The sequence below is a fragment of the Herbinix luporum genome (assembly GCF_900070325.1).
Lineage (GTDB): Bacteria > Bacillota > Clostridia > Lachnospirales > Lachnospiraceae > Mobilitalea > Mobilitalea luporum.
Map to the genome: position 1 here is coordinate 1,677,506 of NZ_LN879430.1, position 16,641 is coordinate 1,694,146.

A 16,641-nucleotide genomic window follows, 5' to 3' on the forward strand; every position below is an offset into this window, starting at 1 on the left:
TCTAAATTACTGTATTTGTCAAATGTTTTCTTAATATTAATCACCTATGGTCTGGGCAACTGCTCCGTAGCTTTTTAGATATCCATATTCTTTAAGTTCCCTTTCCTGATCTTCTTTCATGGCATAATAGAAATCCACCTTATCCTGCCAAATCTTCTGATACTCTACTTCATCCCTATGATCAGGCAGATTATAGTCATTTCTTAATATTTCACCAAAATAAGTGGTGAATTTTTCAGCACCGGACAGATTAAGATGCAGGCCCCCATCAAAGGTATCCTTACTATAGTCTATCCCCATCTCATCTGCCAGCTCTAGGAAATTGATATAAGTCAGATCATGCTCTTTTGCATATTCTACCATCTGCATGTCCCACTCAGGATACCAATACGGATAAACACTGGGAGACTTAATCAGGATTAATTCAATATCATTGTCCTTACAAAGCTTGGTCATCTTATCCAGGTAATAATAACTGTTATCTCCAAAGCTATAATCACCTAATACTCTACCTTTAGGGATATAGCCTACAGGTTTTATATCTACTCTCATAAGATAACCATTATGGGATACTTTATCCTTACCGAATAAATATTTAAAGTCCTCGGCCTTAATATCATTCCATCTAGAATGATACCTGAGTAAGGGAAATATATAGGTAATTAAATCCTCATCTTCCATCATGGAAGCTTTTATTGCCCCTATTTTATGTTTTGACAATTTCATACCATCCAAAGTAAGCCTATTGTATGCTTCCTTCTGTGGTTCATTATATTTCATAGAAAGAACATTGAACACTACAGCCTTGGGCTTCTCATATTCAAGGGTTTCTTCCAGCAGATAATAAGATTGCCAGATAAGCTGCTGAGCACTGCCCCTTATGTAGCTTGTAATTCCGAATTTTTCCCATAAAGTAATGGGGGATATGTTAGAGAACACCTCACAATCCCCTATAAAAATTACATCGTGTTTCTTCTCTTCTTTATAATATTCTTCTATTAGGTTCCCTTCCGGGATTTCTGACATATATTTTGGCATAAATAATTCTTGTAGAAAGAAAATAACACCAAGCAGTAAGCACACCGCTATTATATTTATCAGTACTTTTTTCTTCATGACCGGTACCAGCCTTTCCTTACAATATCAATACCCGGTTTCACTATAAATGTCTATTTTAAAACTGACTATAAATAAACTGACTGGAATCGTATCCGACACCATATGCACCGAAAATCAGAATAAATATTATCAATGCAAAATAAGACACATACCTTACAGGTAAAGGTTTTGCTGCAAGCTTATCCCTAAAGCTGATTGACCTTGAAGCCAAACTTACATATAACATCAGTAAGACTGCCAGGATTAAGACAATATAATCAGACAGATTTAGGCCAAGGCCTGCAAGGCCGCCGTTAAATAATTCATTCCAATTCCATTTTGTAAATACCGTACCATACATTCTAAATGTAGTAGGAACATTTCTATAGCAGTCTAAGGTACGTAAAAAGCTCATTAGCCAGAAGGTTCTAACCACCTGAAATAAGCGGTACCAAAAAGTATTTATAACGTTAAAACGACTATGAAACCTGTTATAGAGAGGTATACACTCTTGTGATATAAGGATTACCAAGCAGTTTAATAATCCCCATACTATAAAGTTCCAAGCAGCTCCATGCCAAATACCTGTTGTAAACCATACTATTATTGTGGCTAAGTATACAGGTATTCTTTTCCCAATGGCATCTCCAAAAAGCTTTCTGCATTTTTTAGATAAGTTAAGCATGGATTTACTTACTGATATGGGGAAGAACATATAATCCTTAAACCAGGTTCCTAAGGTAATATGCCATCTCCTCCAGTATTCAGTAATTGATTTTGAAAAATAGGGCCTTTCAAAGTTCTCCTTAAGCCTTACTCCAAATATTTCAGCCACACCTATGGCAATATCTATACCGCCGGTAAAATCCGCATATAGCTGAATGGCATAGAAAAACATACCTACCAGTACATATACTCCCTGATACTCTTCAGGATTTCTAACAATGGTGTTAACTGCCACCAATAATCTATCAGCTACCACCAGCTTTTTGAAATATCCCCATAGGATTCTTTGCATTCCAAAAGATATCTTTTTTGCCTCGAAAGAATGCTTCTCAAATAAGCTTTCCTTTAAATCATCAAAACGGCTTATGGGCCCTTGAATCAACTGTGGGAAGAAGGATATAAATAATCCCAGTTTAAAAATATTTTTTTCAGGAGCATACTTTTCCCTATATACATCAATAATATAGCCCATGGTTTGAAAAGTATAAAAGGAAATACCAAGAGGCAGGACAAAACCAAGGACAGGGATATTTCTTTCAATACCCAACAAATCAAAAACAGAATTTATGTTAAGTATGGTAAAATCAGAATACTTTAATACAGCTAGAATACCAAAGTTAAATAACATACAAATAATTAGCAATCTTCTTTGGATTTTTTTATTTCTAGCTTTATAAGCCTTTCTTTCTTCCCTGGACATTTCTGCCTTATTTGCTTTTATATATTCAGCTCCCACAGTCTGCAGCTGGGCAATTTTCCTACCGGCAAAATAAGTAGTTATAGTTGTAGCAATAATATATGCCAGATACTGTATCCCTGCATAACTATAAAAGACATAACTGCCCAGAAGGAGTAGCATCCATTGGATTTTCTTAGGTACAATATAATAAATTACAAATAATACAAGTACAAATACTATAAATTCATAAGATGTAAATAGCATAAATGCCCCCTATTATTCATCCTCCAATAGTCTTTCGACTAAGGCATATATTGCCTTTGCAGAGTTAAAATTCTCCGGTATAATCTCTTCTACCGGAATTTCAATATCAAATTCCTCACTAATTTCCGAAACAAGGGTTACGATATCAAAAGAGTCAATAATCTTGTCATCAATTAGGGTTGTACATGTTTCAAAATCAATTTCAGGATGTAATCCTTTTAATATTTCCAATATCTGTTCCATCTCTTATTCTCCTATTTTTTATTATTTAATTTAATTTTATATATAATAGAGCATTTATTTTGCTGCCCCATTATAGCTTTGTTTTAATAAAACCCGGTCTATTTTACCATTAGCTGTCAGTGGCATATTATCAAGTTTTTCTATCATATTAGGTACCATATACCTTGGGAGTTTTTGCTTTAAAAAACCGGCCATATCTGCTATTGTAATATCTCCCACATAATAGAGAATTATCTTCTTTTTGTCATCATCAAAAATACTACAAGCAGACTTTATATCAGGATGCATATTTGCCACCACTTCAATCTCTCCCAGCTCGATCCGATGGCCCATATGCTTAATCTGGTTATCTTTTCTTGATACAAAAATCAGTTCACCCCGGTCATTATATTTACCCAAATCCCCGGTTCTATATATCAATTCCGGATATGCATCATTTAATGGGTTTTGGACAAAAGCTTCTGCAGTTTTCTCAAAGTTTTTATAATATCCTAAAGTCAGAGAAGTTCCTCTTATGCAGATTTCACCTACTTCCCCTTGCTCTGCAAGCTTGTCCTTTTCATTTAAAAGAATTATATCCGTATTCTTAAAAGGTCTTCCGATAGGAATTGCTTCATCCAGCTCAAAATCCCTATCCACTTCATAATAACAGGACATTCCGGTACATTCCGTAGGTCCGTATAAATTTATAAATCTTGCATTTGGAAGATATTTTCTCCATAGATTAAACTGCTTTATAGGAAACACTTCACTGCCAAATGCAATGGTCTTTAGATATTTTGGTACTGCCTTTTCAAAAGTTCCAAAAGCAGATATTATAGTTAGGGCCGATACAACCCAGCATATGGTATTTATTTTCTTTTCATTTAAAAACTCTACCAATTTTAAGGGAAACATAAATAAACTTTTTGGTATGATATATGTGCTTGCTCCAAACTTTAATGTAGGATATAACTCCTTAAGGCATGCATCCACATATAAGGGGGTCTGATTACCGAATATAGTGTTTTCATCTATTTTTAAAACTTCAGATAGATTTTCTATATAATCAATAACCGACCTATGGCAAGCCACTACTCCCTTTGGTATACCTGTAGAACCTGATGTAAATACGATATATATAGGATCTGTGTCTATTTGCTTGTCTCTGATTTCTGTAAGTACCTTTTCATCTGAAGGTGTTTTATATATATCATCATATAGATATACTTTACCCTTATAATCAAAAGATTCTAATGCCTTAATTGTATCCTTGTCACATATAACCGCTTTAGGATTTAAATTTCCAAAAATTAATTCAATTCTATGTTTAGGCATTTCCTCATCTATAGGCACATAAAAGCAGCCGGCATATATTACTCCATAAAAGCTTATAATGGCACTGGGTGTCTTGCCCATAAATACAACTACCGGTTCTTTATAATGGCCTTGATTATATAAAAAGCTACCGATTGCCCTTGAACGGGTATATACCTCCATAAAAGTAACTTCTGATTTATCATCTGCATATGCAGTTTTATTTGGAACTCTTTCAATAATATTCTCTAAGTATTCTAATACATTAGTTTGCATAATCCGCCTGCCTTCCTGTATATGTATTATACAATTTCATTTGTTTCTTTTATGATATTAAATTAGTATATTCTGATTTTAATTTTGCCTCACACTTAGTAATGCAAGATCTAGCCAGTATTTCTAAAGCATCTATAAAGCCGGAGCCAATATCTTCATCCCGCTTTATTAAAGAAAGCTCTGTACAACCTAAAATAATTGTATCGGCCCCATTTTTACTAAGTTCATCCCTTGCCTTAAAAAAATCTTCCATATTAACGGGCAAGCCCATCTTAATGTTTTTATATATTAAATTAGATATATATTCCTGCCCCTTTTTTGAAGGAGTAATGGGAATTATATTTTTTTTAAGCAGTTCAGTTTGAAACAGCTTGCTACTGATAGTTCCTTCTGTTGCCATAATCCCTGCTCTTTTTATACCATTTTCTTTTAAATAATTAACAGTTTCCTTAATAACATGGATAATAGGAACATTAATCATATTTGTAAGTTCTTCATGGAAGTAATGGGCTGTTATACAAGGAAGGGCTATATAATCAACCCCCATTTCTTCTAAGGTTTTTCCAACCTCTACCAGATGAGGAAGTGGGTTATCATTATTTCTACCAAGGATATAACCGGTCCTATCAGGAATTGAAGGCCTGCTGATTATATTTATTTCCATATGCTCTTGGTCGATTTTGGCTTCAGTCATCCGACTTAAAAGTTCATAAAAATATGCACTTGCAAGCGGGCCTAATCCACCTATTACACCTAATTTCTTAGCCATATTATCTCCTTCTTATATAATCGGTATTAGCTTATGGTGTTGCTGGATATAAGGATTTGTCGTAGTTATAATAATAACTTCCTCTTTTTTTAGCAAACTCTTCAAGTTCTGCATCTGTAAGCATAAAAGTTTCTAACTTATCTTTATGAGGACATGAATCAAAATGATACCATCCGTCTCCACAATTAATCAAATTCCAGTAATGGGATGTTTTTCCTCCTACTCTAGTAACACGCATATTATCAATTCCTGCACCGGTCAGTAATGCCTCAGCTACCGCATAGTAAGTAAAGCAATCCCCCATTCCCTCAACAATAGCCCGGTATGCTTCCTTCTTCCAGTCTGTCTTATCTGATGACCCGGTATATGACACATGTCTTTTAATCCATCTATATATCTCCCAGGCTTTATCTCTCTTTGTCATACCTTCATGGGTGATTTCACTTAATACTTGCTTTACTTTTTCGTTAAGCTTTTCATCATCTATGCCACCTGACACAACAGTTATAGTAGCAGGTTCAACTGTTTTATTTCCTGCCTTATCCTCTGCAATGTAATAAACTGTATAAACACCAACTTGATTTAGATTAACATTACTAGAATCTACCGTAAAATCAATATCAGTATCCATGTTATCACTTACAGTGACACCTTTCTTATAGAAAATGGTACCTCCTGCATTGACAGTTTTGTCCTCTACACCATAAAACACCGGAGGTTCAGTATCCTCTGCAACGGTAATTGTAGACTTTATCTCGGTCTTATTGCCATAAGAGTCCTCTACAATTAATATAACTTCTTGATCCCCCAGCATATCTAGATTTGGTTCTTTTGTAAAATATACTTTGGTTTCAGACACATCCTTTATATCCGTAACCAAATCAGTCGGAGACAGAGTTATTCCCTTATATACTACCTTGTTAACCGCAGTAGCCATAGGTGGTTTAGTGTCCACAATATTAAGTTCAGATGTATAGTTGCGTTTATTTACCAGGATTTCTACTTCATAAACTCCCGGAGTATTAAAATCAATACTGTCCAAATCCGTAACAAAGCTACCTTGCCTATCTTTATCTAATAAGAAATCATCTACTTCTATTGTAGATGTTCCTGCTTCAATAGTCACAGCTTTAACAACCATAGGCTTCATATTATTAACCATATATGTTAATCCTACAACTACTACTAAGACAAGTAGGCTTAAGGAGATTATAAGTAACTGTATCATACGCTTTATTCTTCTTATTTTCCTCTTTCTCATACTCATAAAGCCTCCATATACCTACATTATTTTCGGTTTTTTTTCTATTAGTTTAATCCTTAATCTAAATAATGTCAATATAATGATTAATTTTTGTATTTGACGATTGAAAATGACATAAGGTTCCATTATTTTCTTCTAATATGATTTTTTATCTTTTTATATTATTGACCTATAATTAAATTTTATAATTTTAATTGTAGGTACAAATTTAATAATAATGCGACATAATTCACCTTTTTTCTTATTACGGCATATGATATTGGTATAGGCGGTAACAGGATTATTTCATAGTAAATTAAATAAATAAAAGGAGTTGATTTTATGAGTTGCAGCGGCAATTTTGGTTTCCGACATGACAGCTGCCAAAGAAAACATAATGATAGATCTTTTAATAGATTTGATCGTTTTGACAGAAGGCATAGTCAGTGTAGATATTTTAATTGTAATAATAAAAGACCAAGATATGATAAGAACGATTGCCAAGTATGCCCAAGAAGAAGATCCCGTTTTCCAATATTTCCAAACTTTTTCTAACTTTTAAAAAGCAAATAAACTCATAGCATATAGGGCAAATACCTCTTTACTTTAACACTTCATAATGTTAAAATAATAGTGTGTGAAATATCACTACGGATGAAAGGAAGGAGTCCTAATATGAGCAAAAACATTAGAACACCGGCTGTTGATCAGTTATTCGAAGCAATACTTAGCCTAAAGGATTCTGAAGAATGTTATATTTTTTTTGAGGATATTTGCACTATCAATGAATTATTATCATTGGCTCAAAGATTTGAGGTGGCAAAAATGCTCCGCAATCAAAAAACATATCTAGAGATAGCCGAAAAAACAGGTGCTTCTACAGCAACCATCAGCCGTGTAAATCGCTCATTAAATTACGGAAATGATGGTTATGATATGGTTTTCGCACGTATGAAAAATATAAATACATCAAAATAATTAAAAACGGGTATTCCCAAATTCATATTTAGGGGATACCCTCTTTATTTCCATATATTTAACTTTAATTTTTATCCTTCTTTACCCTATCGGTATTGCTGGCATTCTCCTTGTTCTTGTGTTCTACCTCCGGCTTTAGAGAATAATCTATTATCTGCTCTATAAGATGTTTCCTCATATATACATCAAAACTTAGCATGCATATAAAGGAGAATATGGTAAGAAAATCCCTTTCCTCTTCATCTTCTACAAAATTAAAGGATTCTTTTGCCTTAGTCATCTTACGAATCATATCTTTAGTAAGAGAATCCGTTTGTTCCTCCTCAAGCCTAAAAATCTCATCATAAATCTCCTTTAGTCCGATATCAGATTTTCCTCCATAAAATCTTTTTGTTAAGGGATTAAAGATACTTTTTATATCACTAATTGATAAGATGTTCTTAAAATAATATATAAAAATAAGAAGGAACATATGCTCCTTAGTATACTTCTTCTTATTAGGAGGGGGAAGCAGTTCATTCTTAGTATAATTATTTATCATTGTTTTAGTAAGAAGCTTATCATCACTGTACCTTTTTGAGGACTTCAGATGCTCATCCATAAAGGTTGTCACCTGATCCATATACAAATCGATATTTGGTATATCATCAGGCGTGATAAATTTGACTTTTTTAAGATTATCTATCAAGCTTGATATATACTCTTCTTTCGACATATCCAATAAACTCACCTCAATTTTATTATATAGTACCCGATACTAGATGTCAAAGCAAAAATAATGATATGTAATTCATATAGGATGAAAACTTGAATCTCAACTATGGCCATGCTATACTAATCCTATTCAAAAAAATTCTAATACATAAAGACAGGCAGGTAGAAATATGAGTAATATATATGATACATTAAATCCCGAACAAAAGAAGGCTGTATTGCATGATAAGGGACCGCTTCTTATTTTGGCAGGTGCCGGATCAGGTAAAACCAGAGTTTTGACCCATCGGATTGCTTATCTGATAGAACACAGAAATGTTAATCCTTGGAATATTCTGGCCATTACATTTACCAATAAAGCAGCCAGAGAAATGCGGGAACGGGTGGATCAGATTGTTGGCTACGGTTCAGAAAATATCTGGGTTAGCACTTTCCATTCTACCTGTGTTCGCATTCTAAGACGCTTTATAGATAGAATTGGCTATGAACGGAGCTTTTCCATCTACGACACTGACGACCAAAAGGCTCTGATGCGGGAAGTCTGTAAGTATCTTCAAATCGATACTAAGAGAATGCCAGAAAGAAGTCTTCTTAGTGCCATATCTAAAGCTAAGGACGAACTGATTTCTCCTGAGGAATTTGAAAAAAGAGCCGGGGGAGATTATAACGAAAGAAAATATGCCCAGGTATATAAGGAATATCAAAAGCGGCTAAAATCAAGTAATGCCTTGGATTTTGATGATTTGATATTTAAGACGGTAGAACTTTTTATGAATGATAAGGAAGCACTGACCTACTATCAGAACCGTTTCCGTTATATTATGGTGGATGAGTATCAGGACACCAATACGGCACAGTTTAGACTAATTCATCTTTTAGCCTCAGGTGTTAATGAATTTGGAAAAAAGGAATATAATCTCTGTGTAGTAGGTGACGATGACCAAAGTATATACAAATTCCGTGGCGCCAATATTCATAATATCCTAAATTTTGAGCAGGCATTTCCTAATACCAAGGTTATTAAGCTGGAGCAAAATTATCGCTCATCAAAAAATATTTTAAATGCAGCTAATGAAGTAATAGCTAATAATACAAAACGTAAGGAAAAATCCCTATGGACGGACAATGAAGACGGGGATCCTGTAAACTATACCCTATTTGAATCTGATATTGAGGAAGCGGATATTATCACCGCTGAAATAAAACGAACTGTGGAAAACAATAAGGCAAATTATAACGATTTTGCTATCCTCTATCGTACCAATGCTCAATCCCGTATATTTGAAGAAAAATTAATACAAAGGAATATTCCTTATAAAATTATCGGCAGTATAAACTTCTATGCCCGTAAGGAAATTAAGGATATTCTAGCATACCTTAAAACCATTGATAACGGATTGGATAATATAGCTGTTAAGAGGATAATAAATGTTCCCCGTAGGGGCATTGGCCTTACTACCATTGACAGGGTTAATGATTATGCCTTATTAAATGATATTAGTTTTTATGAAGCACTTACTAGAGCATATCAAATACCGGGCTTAGAACGTACTGCCTCAAAAATCACACCCTTTGTCAGTATGATTGAAGGATTACGGTCAAGATTACAACAGGATAGCTATAATCTTACAGAGATTATCGACGATATACTGGATGCAACCGGATATTTGAAGGAATTTGAAGATCTCGACACAGAAGAGGCAAAAGATCGTATAGCCAATATCGATGAATTGGTAAATAAGCTGGTAACCTATGTTGAAGACACCGATGAACCTTCCTTAAGTGGCTTTTTAGAAGAGGTTGCCCTAGTTTCTGATATAGATAATCTTGATGAAAGCTCAGATCATATGGTGCTTATGACTCTCCATAGCGCTAAAGGACTTGAATTTCCTTATGTCTATATCTGCGGTATGGAAGAGGGCATATTCCCCAGTTATATGAGCATCCATGCAGATAATCCCGAGGAAGAGATTGAGGAGGAAAGACGTCTTTGCTATGTAGGTATTACCAGAGCGAAAAAATGCCTGTCTCTTTCATCCGCAAAACATCGTATGCTTCGTGGTGACATAATGTATAACAAACCATCACGGTTTATTCATGAGATACCCAGATATCTTATGAAAGTAAACATGCCTGAAGCAAATATGCCGGAAATAAATATTCCTGCAACTCCAAGGTATCATCACTCCCAGAAGAATTATAAGCCTTTTGCAACTGCAGAACCGAAGAATTTTGCCGGAAGCAATATGGGCTCCTTAGATTATGAAGTTGGTGACAGTGTCAAACATATCAAGTTTGGTATCGGAACAGTTACAAATATAGTTATGGGCGGTAAAGATTATGAGGTTACTGTGGATTTTCCTAGATTTGGTACAAAAAAATTAATAGCTTCTTTTGCAAAATTAACCCGGGTTGATTAAGTATTTTTGAATAAAATGTCTATTATTAAGCAATTATAATATATAGCAATTCACCCATTAATATGTTATACTATTTTTAACTTATAATATATTTACCAAGAAAGGAAGTGAGACCGTGGGAAATAAATTGGATGATTTTCTTAATACAATAAAATTAGGCGAAATTATGCATAAGAAACAAGAGAAAAAGAAAAACCCTATAATATGCATTCTTGCAATTATTGGTGCCATTGCTGCAGTTGCTGCCATTGCATACGCTGTTTATAGGTATATGAATCCTGATTACCTAGATGACTTTGATGATGATTTTGATGATTATGAGGAAGATGATGATTTATTAGATGATCTTCAATTAGATTCTGATAACGATGATTTTTCTGAGGAATAGTTAATTATACACTATTTCACAAAATTTTAAGATAATAGACAAACAAGGAAATAATCCTAGTTTGTCTATTATCTTTATTTATTTACTTTTTTATAGCCTTCTGTGCAAATTCAGTATTTACAATATCTTCATATGGAACTCTCTTTTCAAGTTCTCCCGCTTCATAAAGTATATCCTGTAGTAGATTTAGGCTGGCTTCTTCAAATATGAGATTATCCTTCCAAGTATCCTGCTCGTAATACCTGGTAACAAGTAAAATAAGAGTCTTTATATCAGTTTCCTTAAACTTGGGTGCAATTGCTTTTGCAATTTCCTCCGGTGTATGGTTTTGTACAAACTCCATTCCCTTTTGAATAGCATTGGTGAACTTCTGAATTACATCAGGGTTCTTTTCAATATAACTTTTGCGAGCTGAAAAAGCCGTATAGGGAACCATACCACTTTCAACTCCTAAAGAAGCCACTACCTTACCGACTCCCTCCAGTTCCAGTGCCGTAGCAGCTGGTTCAAACTCAATCGTATAATCTCCTTGGCCCGATGCAAATGCCTGTGAAGTCAGGCCAAAATCTATATTCTGTATAATATTTAGATCCTTTTGGGGATCAATCCCCTGTTTCTTTAGTATATACTCAAATACCATCTGTGGCATTCCGCCCTTTCGTCCTCCAAGTACGGTCTTTCCCTTGATATTCTCCCATTTAAAATCTTCAGCCATATCCCTAGATACCAAAAAGTTCCCTGCCCGTTGAGTCAGCTGTGCAAAGTTAACCACATAATCCTCTGCTCCCTGATTATAAACATAGATAGAGGCTTCAGCTCCCATAAATCCGATTTCACTTTCACCGCTAAGTACTGAAGTCATTGTTTTATTAGCACCCAATCCGTTGACTAAATTAACCTTTAACCCTTCCTCCTCAAAATATCCTTCTTCAAAGGCAACATACATAGGGGCATAGAAAATTGAGTGAGCCACCTCATTTAAAGTAATTTCTATTAAGTCACCCCTACCTTTACAACCGGTCAGTAGTAAAGTCATCATTACCATAAGAGTAAGTACACAGATGATTTTTTTCTTCACAATATCACCCAGAACAATGTTACTCCTATTAGTATATGTGGGATATCATAATAAGGTGTCAGGTGACATTTTCTACCTTATTCTAGAGATTATATGATATATATCACAGTAAAAAAATCAGAGCAATGTAACACCTACCTTTAAACTTGAATATGTTTAAGCCCATCTATTTATTATACTGTGGTCATTATATATCTGAACATAACAGAATACATATCCAAATCATATACAAGAAAATATTTTATTAAACTATAGCTCTTTACAACTTTTTCTAGTAAAATATATTTCACAGGGAAAAGCAAACTTCCCAACCCTCCAGTGTTTGGTTATTACAATCGCAATCTCCTGTATCGAGGCCTTTGCATGCGGTTTGGTTCCGATATTCTCAGACAGCAAGCTAAGCGCAGCTGCACAGTTTGCCCTGGGGCCCAAGCATCTATTTAAGGCAGGGTCACCTGAATCATTGGCGGAAAAAATTGATTATTGGCTGGATAATCCCCAGCAGCTGAAAGAAGCTGAGAAGAAATATATTCGTTTAGGAAAGCAATATGCTTTAGAAGGCAGTATCAGAAAAATAGAAAAAGTATATTTGTCCATGTGTAAAAGGTAGCAGCTATCATAAAAAAGAAAGTGTGAACAAAAACTCTTATTTTGTTCACACTTTTTAAAATTACTGGGCTCCTATGGTCTTTCTCCCAGTACTATATTAAGTTCTTTATCTACATATTCTCCGTCTTGTCGCTCTTTTACCTTTAGAGTAATTTCATCACCAGGTCTTGAATAGGTGAGGATATTAATCAAGTCGTCAATTGTCTCTATCTTTAAATCATCATAACCTACTATAATATGCCCAGATTTTAACCCTGCCTTCTCAGCCGGTGAATCTTTTATAACATCATTGATATAAATTCCCATGGGCATATTAAACTGCTCTGCCAAATCCTTAGTCACATCTTGAGCAGACTCTAAGTTAATTCCCAAAAAGCCCATCTCAGCAACTTCTTGAACTTTGTTGTTCATAAGTAGATTTATCATAGGAATAGCATCGGAAATAGGTATGGCATAACCCATGCCTTCAACTAGGATATCTTCAAATTTAACTGAATTAATACCTATTACTTCTCCGTTAATATTAATTAAGGCACCTCCGCTATTACCTGGGTTTATTGCGGCATCAGTCTGCAGAAGTTTCATCTTTATCCCTTGGATTTCAATTTCACGATCTAGGGCACTGACATAACCGACGGTTACCGATTGGCCATATCCCAAGGCATTTCCTATGGCTATTACCATTTCTCCGGCCTTTAATTTTGTAGAATCTCCCAAACGGGCAACCTTAATTGTATTTAAGGTTTCTTTAGAAAGGTCATTAATTCTTACTTCTAATATGGCAAGATCGCTTCTTGCATCTGATCCTTTTACTGTGGCCTGAGCCTTACTTTCGTCAACAAATACAATTTCTATCTCTTCTGCCTCAGCAATTACATGATTATTAGTAACTATCAAAATAGCAGAATCACTTTGGCCTATAATAATACCTGAGCCGCTTCCTACTACCGGTTCATTAAATTGTCTTCCAAAAAATATATCATACTTTGTAATTATATCTGTTGAATTAATAGATACAATAGAAGGCATAACCTTTTCTACCACATCGGATACGTCTGTAATAATCCCCTCTGTCTCAGTATTGGTTGTGGCCAGAACCTTTTCATCGGAAACTCCCTTAGAAGTATCATTTTCTTTTTGTTTTTCTTCTTTACTTAAATTTGCAGCTTTCTGATTATCCCTGCCGCCCCGAAGAAAATAATGATAACCGCTTGCACATGCCCCTGCAAGTAAACCACAGATTAATGCTAGAGCAATAACTTTTAAGAAACCTGCTCCATTTTTCTTCTTTTTCTCTTTAGGAGTTTGCCATCCATTGTTTTGGCTATTACTGTCAGTATTATTATTTATATTATACTGGTCGTTCAAATATAATTCCTCCTTCAAAATGCCCATATCTTATTTATGTTAATATCATTCTAACAGGTAATTATGTTCACTTTGTGATTAGATTTTTAAATAAGTATGAAAATGCTTATTGAACCGGCACATAAGAGCCTAAAATCTTTAATTCCAAAGCCTCTTCCCCAATGGAATATAGGGCGTTTTTTACCCCTACATCCTCTAAGGAGCCTTCAAAGTCTGCGAAGAATCGGTATCTAAAGGCTTTTCCCTTTATGGGCCTTGATTCGATTCTTGTTAAATTAAGATTATTATGGATAAAATGAGACAATATATTATAGAGGGCTCCGCTTCTATGGGGCAGTGCAAAACATATGCTGATTTGATTTGCTTTTTTATAATATTCTTTTTTATTAGATATAATAATAAATCTGGTTTGGTTATGGTCCTCATTATGAATAGAAGCCTTAAGAAGCTTTAATCCATAAGTTTCACCTGCCTTACGGCTGGCTATGGCCGCCTGACTTATATCATTATCACTATAAACTCTCCTTGCAGAGGAAGCAGTGCTCCCACCCTCAACCAGTTCTAGGTGGGGATATTGTTTTAAGAAATTCATGCATTGTAACAGCCCTTGACGGTGGGAATATACCCTCTTTATATCGGAAAGCTCTGCTTCTTTTAGTCCCCACAAACAATGGTCAATGGCTACTACATGCTCTCCTATTATATAATTATCATATTCGGCTAGTAAGTCAAATATATCAGCAAGAGTTCCGGTTGAGGAATTTTCAATGGGCAGCACCCCGTAATCTGCCTTGTTTTCCTTAAGCGCTTCCATAACCTCATAAAAAGTTCCCATAGGCCTTCCTATTCCCTTGCCATTAAAGTATTCCAGCATAGCCTGCTGTGTATAGGAGCCCGGCTCCCCATAATATGCAATATTGGTATCAGACCCTGCCCTAAATTCATTCACAGCTATAAATCCTAAATCAAAGAATGTATTAAGCTGCCTATACTGAGCCCTTCTGCTTATAGCCATAATCTGCGAAAACAATTCTACAACTGCATCAGTATTATCTTTATCCTTAATAAGTTTTTTGAGACTATCAAGCTTTTCTTTCTCCCTGGCAGAATCAAATACAGGCAGTCCATTTTTTTTCTTGTACTGAGCCACTTTATGGGCCAAGTCCATCCTATATTCAAAATATTCTAAAAGCTTGCTGTCTACATCATCAATTTCTTTTCTGATTTTTGCTAAATCCGTCATGTATTTTCCTCCATATATAATTATTTTTTAGCCCAAATATGTCTTATTTTTATCAATTGAATAATTTTCTGTACCGATATATAATATTGGTAAAGCTATCTACTACTACATCGGGGGTGTTAAAGATTGTCAACTATTAAAAAGCTCTTGCTTTCTCTTTTTATTATAACGATTATATCCGTTACAGGAATTTATCTATATTCAATAAACCGTACTTTCCCAAATGATAAAGAGTTAAGAGGTAATACAGCAGGAAATCTTTATAACGGCGGTCTGTTTTGCGAAAAGGACGGTAGAATATATTTTAGCAATGACAATGATGACGGCAGTCTATATGTGATGAATTCTGATACTAGCAAGTATAAAAAAATACATCCTGACAAGGCTACTTATATAAATGTAGACGAAAATTATATATACTACATTCGTGCCAATAACACTAGGGAAAATAACCCCGATATCTTCTTCATGTTTAATAATACAGGCATATTTCGCATTAACCAAAACGGTAAAAACCTAAAACTTATAAGCAGAAATCCCGGAAGCTATTTAACTTTAAAGGGTAACTTAGTTTATTATCTAAATTACAAGGTAAATGAGGGACTATATCTTTACCGCAATCAAACTGATGGTGAATTTGAACGGCTTCTACTTAAAGAGCCTGTTATACCTGCAGCTATTATTGATAATAAATTATATTATATTAGTGAAAAAAAGAATCATAGTATTAATTATATGAATTTATCCAGTTTTACCACCGGAGTCCATATAGAAGGAAATTTTGCTTACCCTATTTTCTTTGATAATTATATATACTATATGGACTTGTCCAATAACTACAGCATTAATAGAATGAACCTTGACGGATCAGATCCTACTGTCCTGGTAAATGAACGCTGCTCCACATTTAATATAACCAACTCCGGTAAATACCTTTACTATCAAGTAGATGATAAAGACAATAGTAAAATATGCCGGATTGACCTTACAACTATGGAGACTAAAGTATTATTAGACGGTCATTATAAGCAGATTCATGTAACAGATAATTATGTCTTCTTTAAAGATTTTGATAACAAAAATACCTATATGGTCTCTGCTGACGGAAGTTCTAAGGTTGAACCCTTTAATCCTCCCAATTTAAGTAAGGATAATGACTCTAAAACCTCTAAATAATTATATCGTATGATTTTTGACTAGTATCTTGCCTTAGCCTATATGCAGCCTTACAAGCTTACAAAATGCTAAG

16 protein-coding genes are annotated in these 16,641 nt (G+C 34.6%); 6 read left to right on the forward strand and 10 right to left on the reverse strand.

Annotated elements, in window-relative coordinates:
* Positions 1 to 36: 36 nt before the first annotated feature.
* The 6 genes from SD1D_RS07825 to SD1D_RS07850 are packed head-to-tail and all read right to left on the reverse strand — an operon-like array spanning position 37 to position 6,612.
* Complete coding sequence (locus SD1D_RS07825; protein WP_058258388.1) at positions 37 to 1,116, reverse strand: SGNH/GDSL hydrolase family protein; 1,080 nt, start codon at positions 1,114 to 1,116, stop codon at positions 37 to 39.
* 58 nt (positions 1,117 to 1,174) lie between these two features.
* Positions 1,175 to 2,767 (reverse strand): MBOAT family O-acyltransferase, encoded by a 1,593-nt coding sequence (locus SD1D_RS07830; protein WP_058258389.1) that lies wholly within the window; start codon positions 2,765 to 2,767, stop codon positions 1,175 to 1,177.
* A 12-nt stretch (positions 2,768 to 2,779) separates the two neighbouring features.
* On the reverse strand, positions 2,780 to 3,010 hold the full coding sequence (locus SD1D_RS07835; RefSeq protein ID WP_058258390.1) for an acyl carrier protein: 231 nt from the start codon (positions 3,008 to 3,010) through the stop codon (positions 2,780 to 2,782).
* Positions 3,011 to 3,064: 54 nt separating this feature from the next.
* The gene (locus tag SD1D_RS07840) at positions 3,065 to 4,582 is read right to left on the reverse strand and encodes an amino acid adenylation domain-containing protein (RefSeq protein ID WP_058258391.1); all 1,518 of its coding nucleotides are present in this window, start codon (positions 4,580 to 4,582) and stop codon (positions 3,065 to 3,067) included.
* A gap of 49 nt (positions 4,583 to 4,631) precedes the next feature.
* Positions 4,632 to 5,351 (reverse strand): aspartate/glutamate racemase family protein, encoded by a 720-nt coding sequence (locus SD1D_RS07845; RefSeq protein WP_058258392.1) that lies wholly within the window; start codon positions 5,349 to 5,351, stop codon positions 4,632 to 4,634.
* 31 nt (positions 5,352 to 5,382) lie between these two features.
* Positions 5,383 to 6,612: a transglutaminase domain-containing protein gene (locus SD1D_RS07850; RefSeq protein WP_058258393.1), complete on the reverse strand. Its 1,230-nt coding sequence runs from the start codon at positions 6,610 to 6,612 to the stop codon at positions 5,383 to 5,385.
* Between the two features lie 343 nt (positions 6,613 to 6,955).
* Between SD1D_RS07850 and SD1D_RS07855 the strand changes: the two genes are divergently transcribed.
* Positions 6,956 to 7,156, forward strand: a complete 201-nt coding sequence (locus tag SD1D_RS07855; protein ID WP_058258394.1) for a hypothetical protein — start codon at positions 6,956 to 6,958, stop codon at positions 7,154 to 7,156.
* A 113-nt stretch (positions 7,157 to 7,269) separates the two neighbouring features.
* Positions 7,270 to 7,572: a YerC/YecD family TrpR-related protein gene (locus SD1D_RS07860; RefSeq protein WP_058258395.1), complete on the forward strand. Its 303-nt coding sequence runs from the start codon at positions 7,270 to 7,272 to the stop codon at positions 7,570 to 7,572.
* A 64-nt stretch (positions 7,573 to 7,636) separates the two neighbouring features.
* Here the strand turns inward: SD1D_RS07860 and SD1D_RS07865 are convergent, their stop codons facing one another.
* Positions 7,637 to 8,293 (reverse strand): DUF1836 domain-containing protein, encoded by a 657-nt coding sequence (locus SD1D_RS07865; RefSeq protein WP_058258396.1) that lies wholly within the window; start codon positions 8,291 to 8,293, stop codon positions 7,637 to 7,639.
* Positions 8,294 to 8,456: 163 nt separating this feature from the next.
* Between SD1D_RS07865 and pcrA the strand changes: the two genes are divergently transcribed.
* The gene (gene pcrA / locus SD1D_RS07870) at positions 8,457 to 10,706 is read left to right on the forward strand and encodes a DNA helicase PcrA (RefSeq protein ID WP_058258397.1); all 2,250 of its coding nucleotides are present in this window, start codon (positions 8,457 to 8,459) and stop codon (positions 10,704 to 10,706) included.
* A gap of 115 nt (positions 10,707 to 10,821) precedes the next feature.
* The gene (locus tag SD1D_RS07875) at positions 10,822 to 11,094 is read left to right on the forward strand and encodes a hypothetical protein (RefSeq protein WP_330398585.1); all 273 of its coding nucleotides are present in this window, start codon (positions 10,822 to 10,824) and stop codon (positions 11,092 to 11,094) included.
* An 82-nt stretch (positions 11,095 to 11,176) separates the two neighbouring features.
* Here SD1D_RS07875 and SD1D_RS07880 read toward each other — a convergent pair whose 3' ends face one another.
* Positions 11,177 to 12,172, reverse strand: coding sequence for an ABC transporter substrate-binding protein (locus SD1D_RS07880; RefSeq protein ID WP_058258399.1), 996 nt, complete (start codon positions 12,170 to 12,172; stop codon positions 11,177 to 11,179).
* Positions 12,173 to 12,494: 322 nt separating this feature from the next.
* On the opposite strand from SD1D_RS07880, the gene SD1D_RS07885 reads away from it, so the two are divergent.
* Positions 12,495 to 12,782, forward strand: a complete 288-nt coding sequence (locus SD1D_RS07885) for a glycosyltransferase (RefSeq protein WP_058258400.1) — start codon at positions 12,495 to 12,497, stop codon at positions 12,780 to 12,782.
* 71 nt (positions 12,783 to 12,853) lie between these two features.
* Here the strand turns inward: SD1D_RS07885 and SD1D_RS07890 are convergent, their stop codons facing one another.
* Both SD1D_RS07890 and pheA read right to left on the reverse strand, forming a co-directional pair.
* Positions 12,854 to 14,149, reverse strand: coding sequence for a S1C family serine protease (locus tag SD1D_RS07890; protein ID WP_058258401.1), 1,296 nt, complete (start codon positions 14,147 to 14,149; stop codon positions 12,854 to 12,856).
* A 106-nt stretch (positions 14,150 to 14,255) separates the two neighbouring features.
* Positions 14,256 to 15,392, reverse strand: coding sequence for a prephenate dehydratase (pheA, locus tag SD1D_RS07895; protein ID WP_058258402.1), 1,137 nt, complete (start codon positions 15,390 to 15,392; stop codon positions 14,256 to 14,258).
* A gap of 126 nt (positions 15,393 to 15,518) precedes the next feature.
* Between pheA and SD1D_RS07900 the strand changes: the two genes are divergently transcribed.
* Positions 15,519 to 16,568 carry a DUF5050 domain-containing protein gene (locus SD1D_RS07900; RefSeq protein WP_058258403.1) on the forward strand — a complete coding sequence of 350 codons (1,050 nt, stop codon included), beginning with the start codon at positions 15,519 to 15,521 and terminating at the stop codon, positions 16,566 to 16,568.
* Positions 16,569 to 16,641: the final 73 nt, after the last annotated feature.

What these genes read in the sequence shown, in the direction of transcription:
- SD1D_RS07845 (WP_058258392.1), bottom strand. Translation starts at nt 5,351, where the DNA reads ATGGCTAAGAAATTAGGTGTAATAGGTGGATTAGGCCCGCTTGCAAGT.
- pcrA (WP_058258397.1), top strand. Translation starts at nt 8,457, where the DNA reads ATGAGTAATATATATGATACATTAAATCCCGAACAAAAGAAGGCTGTA.
- SD1D_RS07860 (WP_058258395.1), top strand. Translation starts at nt 7,270, where the DNA reads ATGAGCAAAAACATTAGAACACCGGCTGTTGATCAGTTATTCGAAGCA.
- pheA (WP_058258402.1), bottom strand. Translation starts at nt 15,392, where the DNA reads ATGACGGATTTAGCAAAAATCAGAAAAGAAATTGATGATGTAGACAGC.
- SD1D_RS07825 (WP_058258388.1), bottom strand. Translation starts at nt 1,116, where the DNA reads ATGAAGAAAAAAGTACTGATAAATATAATAGCGGTGTGCTTACTGCTT.
- SD1D_RS07830 (WP_058258389.1), bottom strand. Translation starts at nt 2,767, where the DNA reads ATGCTATTTACATCTTATGAATTTATAGTATTTGTACTTGTATTATTT.
- SD1D_RS07835 (WP_058258390.1), bottom strand. Translation starts at nt 3,010, where the DNA reads ATGGAACAGATATTGGAAATATTAAAAGGATTACATCCTGAAATTGAT.
- SD1D_RS07850 (WP_058258393.1), bottom strand. Translation starts at nt 6,612, where the DNA reads ATGAGAAAGAGGAAAATAAGAAGAATAAAGCGTATGATACAGTTACTT.
- SD1D_RS07840 (WP_058258391.1), bottom strand. Translation starts at nt 4,582, where the DNA reads ATGCAAACTAATGTATTAGAATACTTAGAGAATATTATTGAAAGAGTT.